We start from the raw sequence: 7329 nt of genomic DNA on the forward strand, positions 1-7329 counted from the left end.
TCGCGGTGGCTCACGCCCAGGGCGGGCAGGGTGTCGGGGGGCCACCCGTGCCTGCCACGGCGGGGTGAGAAAAACCATGAGGTCATTCGTTGTGCCCGACGCGGCGAAGGTGTTGTCGCCAGGCAGGGTGAAAGGCTCGATGCCGATCAGCGTCAGCCGGGTGCCGTCGGGGGCTTCGAGGGTGCCCTCGAGCAGCGGTGAGATCGGCAGCCCGTCGCGGCGCAGGCGCAGGTAGTCGTCCCGGGTCAATGGCTGGCCATCACGGCGCTCCAGCCGGTCCAGCCCGGTGGTGAAGAGAGCCTCGGCGCGAGCGTAGCTGTCCCGGGCCGAGGCATTGATCGCCTGCACGCCGCTCCACAGGGCGCTGGCAACCCACAGGCCGAGCAGCAGCATGGCCAACTGGCCCGGGTGGCGCTTGTAGTGGGATAGCAGGGTGGCCAGGGCGGTAAGCATCAGCGACGGCTCGCCTCCTGCACATCGGACAGGGCCACCGGGCTGAGTCTGCCATGGGTCAATCTCAGGCAGCGGCCCAGCGGCGCGGCCACCTGGGGGCTATGGGTCACCATCAGCAGAGCGCTCCCGGCTTCGTTCACCAGTGACAGCAGCAGGCCCAGCACCTCGCCAGCACTGGTTTCGTCCAGGTTGCCGGTGGGTTCGTCGGCCAGCAGCAGGGCGGGGCGGGGGGCCAGGGCACGACCGATGGCCAGGCGCTGCTGCTGGCCACCGGAAAGCTGTTCCGGGTAGCGTTTCTCCAGGCCGGCCAGGCCAAGCCGCTCGATCAGGTGGGCTGCCCATTGGGCATCGTCCCGGTGGGCGAGCCTGGCCTGCAGGCGCAGGTTGTCGTCCACGTTGAGACTCGGCACCAGGTGGAACTGCTGGAATACCAGGCCCAGGGATTCGCGGCGTAGCCGGGCCCGGGCGGGGTCGTCCAGGGAGGAGATGGCCTGGCCGGTAATTACCACTTCGCCGGCCTCCGGCAGGTCGAGGCCCGCTGCCAGGTGCAGCAGTGTCGACTTGCCGCAGCCCGACTCCCCCATCAATGCCAGGCTCTCGCCGGCACTTAGCCGCAGGTCGATACCCTCCAGTACCGTCAGCGGGCCCTGGGGCGTGGGGTAGGCCTTGTGCACGTCACGGAATTCGAGCATGGCCAGCTTTCCTTGGGAAAATACCCATCGTCCCACAACGCTGGGGCCCAGGCGAACCCCGGCGTGGTGACATCGAACTGACAGGCTCTATCAAGTGGGTAGGGCCGAGTTCATTGGTCCGCCCCATTGCGACATGCGCCAAAACAGGCATGATGGTTCGAGCATCGCTATTGATTATGTCGCTTCCAGGAAGGGCCTTCCGTGACCGTCACGGTCTCCATGCATTTCGTCAACGAGCTGTTTCGCGGCCTGCCTGCCGCGGAGGATGCCCGTGGGGGCTATCTCGAGCGCGCGGCGATCTCGCCATTCCTGCTCACGGCCCCCCATGGGCGTGTCACGGTGGAGCAGTTTGCCACCCTGTATCGGCTGTTGGTCAACGAGTACGACGACGAGACGCCGGGCTTCTTCGCCAGGCCGCTGCGGAGCGGTACGCTCAAGCTGCTCTGCCTGAGCGTGCTGGAGGCACCGACGCTGAGGGTGGCACTGCATCGCTATACGCTGTTCTTCCGCATCGTGCTGGATGATTTCGGCTATGAATACTCCGTCGAGGATGAGCTGGTCCGGGTGGCGCTGGTGGAGCGGAAGCCACCGGCGGGCAGTCGGATCCTGATCCATGAGCTGATGCTCAAGCTCTTTCACGGCATCGCCTCGTGGATGATTGCCCGAAAGATTCCACCGATCCTGATGGAGTGCGCCTACACCCAGCCGGCCCATAGCGCCGACTATCTCTATTTCTACCCGGGCAAGGTCCTGTTCGATCGCCCCGAGACCGCCATCTATTTCGACTGCGGCTTGCTGGATCAGCCGATTCGCCAGACCAAGCAGCACCTCGGGGCGTTCCTGCGCCGGGCACCCGCCGACTGGTTCTATGTCTCCTTCGCCGACCGCCTGGTCTCGCACCGGGTACGCGAACACTTGTCGCGGAACCTCGCCGCCTCGGGGACGGTGAAGGACGTGGCGGCTGCGCTTCACATGTCGGTGAGGACCCTCTCTCGCCGGCTGGCCGCCGAGGGCACCCACTTTCAGGCAGTGAAGGATGAGTTCCGGCGCGACTTCGCCATCCAGGCGCTGACGCGCACCCAGCGACCGCTGCTCGGGATCTCCGAGGACCTTGGCTTCGAAGATCTGGCCTGCTTCAGCCGCGCCTTCAAGGCCTGGACCGGCAACTCGCCTGCGGCTTACCGGCGGGCGACCACTTCGCTGCCCAAGCCGCCTGACGCCATCCCTTGACTGATAGCAGCCGGCGAGCTCGCTTCGTCACGCCGGTTCGACCTTGGCCTGGTCCCGTGCCAGCTCCTCACGACGTGTCCAGCGACGATAGAAAATGGTGGCAAAAGTGGAGTTGATGACGATGAACAGCGAATACATGACAGGCATCAGCAGGATGAGCTGCTGCGTTTCATCGGCAAACGTCATGATGACGATCAGCGCCGCCAGAGGGCCATTCTGAATGCCGGTTTCCAGCGATACCGTCCTGGATTTCTGGGGGTTCAGCCGCAATACCCGGGAGAACAGGTAGCCGAAAGCGAAGCCGATAACGCCGATCAGGATCACAGCGGCATAGACTTCCCAGCCGGTCTCAACCAGCAAGACCCAGTTCCGCGGCACCCAGGTCACCACCAGGAAGATGATGACGATGGCACCGAGAATGCCTCCCATCAGCTCGATGACTGCGCCGATATTGGAGTTCCTGCGACGCAGCCACATGCCGACAAGGGTGGGAATCAGCAACACGAAGAGCAGTCGAGCGATCTGATCCGGCGGAATGCGGAACGCATCGTCGATGCCTTGGGTGTAGAACTCCATCAGCAGGGGCACCATGATAAAACCGGCCAGGGTGGAGCAGATGGTCATCATGATGCTCAAGCTGAGCAGACTCTTCGAAAAATAGGCGAAGATGTTGGACGTCGTACCGCCGGGCATGCAGCCAACCAGAACCAGGCCCACCGTTTGCTCAGGGGTCAGGTTCAGCACTCGCGATAATGAAAAGGCGATCAACGGCATCAGCATGTACTGGGAAGCGAAACCGACCCCAACCGCTTGCGGATGGCGTAAGGCCAGCCTGAAATCCTTGAAGGTCAGTGATGACCCCATGCCGAACATGATGATTACCATCATGATGGACAACAAGCTCTCTTCCAATGGGCTCAGCATTCTTTATGCTCCAGCATTGTTGTTATAAAAAAGTTGTTATCAAAAGCTGTTATCTACGGTTGTTATCGACCTCGATAAATCGATCGATGAGTCGTTCAATTGCCAGTGACCGCGGCGCGCACTTCCTTGCGCAAGACCTTGCCAACTGGTGTCTTGGGCAATTCGCTCCAGAACACGACTTTTCTGGGCACCTTGTAGGCAGCCAGTTCCTGCTTGCAGTGGGCGATCACATCCTTCTCGATGATGCCTTCCTCGCGCAAGACCACATAGGCATGGACGGCCTCGCCGGTCTGGTCGTCGACGAGACCAATCACCGCCGACTCCTGTACCTGCGGAATGCGAGCGATGCAGTCTTCGACTTCATTGGGGTATACATTGAAGCCGCTGACCAGAATCATGTCCTTCTTGCGATCGACAATATTGAAATAGCCGTCTTCGGCCATGACACCGATATCGCCCGTGTAGAACCAGCCATCCCTGATGGCGCTGGCGGTCTCCTCGGGGCGGCTCCAGTACCCTTTCATGACCTGGGGCCCGCGCACGATGATCTCGCCCGGCTCGCCGACCGGTACCGGCTCGCCCTGCTCATCCACAAGGCGCACATCGGTCTCCGGGGCCGGTATGCCGATGCAGTCGGGCCGCTCCTGGCCGATGGGGTTGAAACAGATGACCGGGGAGGTTTCCGTCAGGCCGTAACCCTCGACAATAGGGCTACCCACCAAGGCGCGCCAACGCTCGGCGACTGCCTTGTGCAGGGCGGTGCCACCCGCCAGTGCTACTTTCATGGATGGGGGGGGATAGACGCTGAACCACTCCTCGTTCAGCAGGGCGTTGTATAAGGTATTGACGCCGGAGATCCAGGAGATGGGGTAGTTGTCGAAGGCGCGCTGGCAATTCTGGATCGGGCGCGGATTCGGCACCAGGACGTTGTGCGCCCCCTTGTGGTAGAACGCCAGCAGATTAACCGTGAAAGCAAAGATATGGTAGATCGGCAAGGCCGTCAGGATGCACTCCTTGCCCGGCTCGATATGATCGCCGGCAACGGAGTCCACCTGCTCCAGGTTGCTGATCAGATTGCCATGGGACAGCTCGGCCCCCTTGCTGATCCCGGTGGTGCCTCCCGTGTATTGCAACAAGGCGGTATCCGCCCGGGCCAGGTGTTGCCAGTACTGGCGAACGTCTAGGTCGGCAGCGGCCTTCGCTACCCGCCCTTTCTCGAGGGCTTGATCAATGGTGTCCACATCCAGCCGGTGCTTGGGAATCACCCGATTCCAGTATTTGAGCACCAGCTGCAATACTCCCCTCACCACCGGGGGGAACCACTGGGCTAAAGAGGTGACCACCACTTGCTTGATCCCCGTCCGTTGAATGATCGCCTCCAGCTTGTCGACGAACATGTCGACGATGACCAATGCTTGTGCACCGCTGTCATTGAGCTGATGTTCCATTTCCCGCTGGGTGTAGAGCGGATTGACGTTCACCAGAATACAGCCGGCCTTGAGGATGCCAAAGGCAGCAACGGGCAGCGTCAGGCAGTTGGGCATCTGAACAGCCACACGGGTGCCGGGTTCCAGTTTGACGCACTCGCGTAAATACACGGCGAAGGCATTGGACATGTCATCGACTTCGCCGTAGGTCAGGCGACCGTTCATGCCGTTGGGCATGCAGGTGGTGAAGGCGACTTGTTGACGGTAGGTTTCTCCCGCCGCCTGGATGAGCGCCGGCAGATTATCGTGCAAGTGATGATGGGTGGCTGCTTCTCCAGTTTCGGCTCGGAAAGCCCGGTAATGGCTCATCCAGGGTTTGTTATCGTAATACTCGGCGTTCGACATGAATGGCCTCTCGTGGATGGCCTGGCTGCTGCACCGGGTGGTGGCTCCCTGCCCTGGCGCAGCGACTCAGCCCCTTCTTATTAAGTTCTTACAGTAACCGGCTCTGCGGTTGAACAACAGTTGAACGGTAGTCGCTAAAGGGGCCGACGGGGCATGCCTGCTTCAGACCTCCTGGCGAATGCGCTTCTTGTCGAGCTTGCCCACGCTGGTCTTGGGAATCTCGTCAACGAAGCGGATGAACGACGGGATCGCCCAGCGGTTGATCTTGCCCTGGTCGACGAACTGCTGGAGAAACGCCTGCACCTGCTCCGCCTCGGGCGGATGGTTGAGGTCGCTGGCCACCACCAGGGCCGCGGGACGCTCCCCCCACTGCTCGTCGGCGACGCCGATTACCGCCACCTCGGAAATGCCGGGGTACTGGCCGATCAGGTTCTCCAGGTCCAGCGACGACACCCACTCGCCGCCGGTCTTGATCACGTCCTTGATGCGATCGCGGATCTGCAGGAAGCCACGTTCGTCGAGTGCTGCCACGTCGCCGGTATGTAGCCAGCCGTCGCGCCAAAGCTCCTCGCTACGAGTTTCCTCCTTGTAGTAGCTCTGGGTCAGCCAGGGGGCGCAAACCCGCACCTCGCCGACACTCTCGCCGTCGTGGGGCAGCGGGTTGCCGTCTTCGTCGACCACTTCGAGAGTGACCAGCGGCACCGCGACGCCCGCCTTGCAGCGCCAGGGTAGCTGAGTCTCGAAGTCGGCCTGGTCGATGTCATGGGGCAGGATATCGGCCGTGAGCAGTGGGCAGGTCTCGGACATGCCATAGGCGCTGCGAGTGTCGATCCCCAGCTCCCACGCCTTGCGGCACAGCGGTTGGGTCAGGGGGCTGCCGCCCACCAGCACCTTCCAGCCGCTGAGGTCGACCTTGCCCGAGGCGATAACCTCGGCGCTCACCACCATATTGAGCAGGGTGGGCACGCAGTGGGAGAAGTCGACCTTCTCGCCGACCAGCAGCTTGACCAGCATCTCCGGCTCGTAGCGCCCGGGATAGACCTGGGTGGCGCCCATCAGCGTCGCGGTATAGGGCACGCCCCAGGCGTGGACGTGGAACATGGGGGTAATCGGCATGTACACCTTGTCGCGATTGAGCAGCTCGAACCCCGGCGTCTGGAAGGTGCTGGCCTCGGCCAGGGTATGCAGCACCAGCTGACGGTGGGTGAAGAACACACCTTTGGGGTTGCCGGTGGTACCGGTGGTATAGAACAGCGTGGCGACGGCGTTCTCGTCGAAGGTGGGGAAGTCGTAGTGGCGCGGCTGCTCCGCCAGCAGGGCCTCGTATTCCCCCGCCAGGTTCAGTGAACTTTCCAGCGCGGAGGGGGCGTCCTGGCACAGCAGGTAGCCGCGAATGCGCGGCAGCTTGTCGGCCAGGGGCTCGAGCAGTGGTACGAAGTCCTCATGGACCAGCACGAAGTCGTCCTCGGCGTGCTCCATGGTGTAGTGGATCTGCTCCGGCGCCAGGCGCACGTTTACGGTATGCAGCACCGCGCCGAGCATGGGAATGGCGAAGAAGGCCTCCAGGTAGCGGTGGCTGTCCCAGTCGAGCACCGCCACCACGTCACCGGCTTTCACGCCCTGGGCCGTGAGAAGGTGAGCCAGCTGATGGACGCGTTCTCGAAAGCGGCGATAGCCGTGACGGCTCAGGTCGCGGTAGACGATCTGATTGTCGCCGGCCATGCGTACGCCGGAGTCGAGCAGGTCGCCTATCAGCAGCGGCGGGTTGGTGGCCGAAGGTGTTGCCGGCAGAATCTTTGGCGTGACGGTGTTCATGTGAGGCTCCTTGTTGTTGTCTTCGTCCTGGCTTGGTCTCGTCGCTCAGATTTGGCGGTCGATCAGTAGCGCTATGCCCTGCCCTCCGCCGATACAAAGGGTGATCAGCCCGTAGCGGCCGCCGGTGCGCTCCAATTCGGCCAGGGCCTTGAGTACCAGGATCGCCCCGGTGGCACCGACCGGGTGCCCGAGGCCCACGGCACCGCCGTTGGGATTCAGGCGTTCGAGGGGGAAGTCGAGCTCCCGGGCCACCGCCATGGCCTGGGCGGCGAAGGCCTCGTTGGATTCGATCACGTCGATGTCGCCGATGGTGAGCCCGGCCTGGGTCAGGCAGCGCTTTACCGCGGGTATCGGCCCCAGCCCCATCAGCGACGGCTCTACCC

At 62.7% G+C, this 7329-nt stretch carries 5 protein-coding genes and 2 pseudogenes; 1 reads left to right on the plus strand and 6 read right to left on the minus strand.

From position 1 onward, the window contains the following. Together Q427_RS11930 and Q427_RS11935 are read right to left on the minus strand one after the other, a co-directional pair. Positions 1-453 (minus strand): annotated as a pseudogene (locus Q427_RS11930) (ABC transporter permease); the annotation flags it as partial. Next, positions 453-1145: an ABC transporter ATP-binding protein gene (locus Q427_RS11935; protein WP_043514114.1), complete on the minus strand. Its 693-nt coding sequence runs from the start codon at positions 1143-1145 to the stop codon at positions 453-455. The gene Q427_RS11935 and the pseudogene Q427_RS11930, both read right to left, overlap by 1 nt. Positions 1146-1346: 201 nt before the next feature. Here Q427_RS11935 and Q427_RS11940 point away from each other — a divergent pair, with 201 nt between their 5' ends. Then, entirely contained in the window at positions 1347-2375 is a 1029-nt protein-coding gene (locus Q427_RS11940; protein ID WP_043514117.1) for an AraC family transcriptional regulator, read from the plus strand. 27 nt (positions 2376-2402) lie between these two features. Here Q427_RS11940 and Q427_RS11945 read toward each other — a convergent pair whose 3' ends face one another. From Q427_RS11945 to Q427_RS11960, 4 genes and pseudogenes are all read right to left on the minus strand, one after another. Continuing rightward, positions 2403-3299 carry a bile acid:sodium symporter family protein gene (locus Q427_RS11945; RefSeq protein ID WP_043514119.1) on the minus strand — a complete coding sequence of 299 codons (897 nt, stop codon included), beginning with the start codon at positions 3297-3299 and terminating at the stop codon, positions 2403-2405. A 95-nt stretch (positions 3300-3394) separates the two neighbouring features. Continuing rightward, entirely contained in the window at positions 3395-5131 is a 1737-nt protein-coding gene (locus tag Q427_RS11950; RefSeq protein WP_043514121.1) for an AMP-binding protein, read from the minus strand. A gap of 162 nt (positions 5132-5293) precedes the next feature. After that, positions 5294-6946: a fatty acid--CoA ligase gene (locus Q427_RS11955; RefSeq protein ID WP_043514123.1), complete on the minus strand. Its 1653-nt coding sequence runs from the start codon at positions 6944-6946 to the stop codon at positions 5294-5296. Between the two features lie 45 nt (positions 6947-6991). Then, a pseudogene (locus Q427_RS11960) lies at positions 6992-7329 on the minus strand (acetyl-CoA C-acyltransferase); the annotation flags it as partial.

It is taken from the genome of Halomonas sp. BC04 (assembly GCF_000568385.1).

Coding starts and splice junctions, on each gene's coding strand:
- Q427_RS11935 (WP_043514114.1), bottom strand. CDS start 1,145: ATGCTCGAATTCCGTGACGTGCACAAGGCCTACCCCACGCCCCAGGGC.
- Q427_RS11945 (WP_043514119.1), bottom strand. CDS start 3,299: ATGCTGAGCCCATTGGAAGAGAGCTTGTTGTCCATCATGATGGTAATC.
- Q427_RS11950 (WP_043514121.1), bottom strand. CDS start 5,131: ATGTCGAACGCCGAGTATTACGATAACAAACCCTGGATGAGCCATTAC.
- Q427_RS11955 (WP_043514123.1), bottom strand. CDS start 6,946: ATGAACACCGTCACGCCAAAGATTCTGCCGGCAACACCTTCGGCCACC.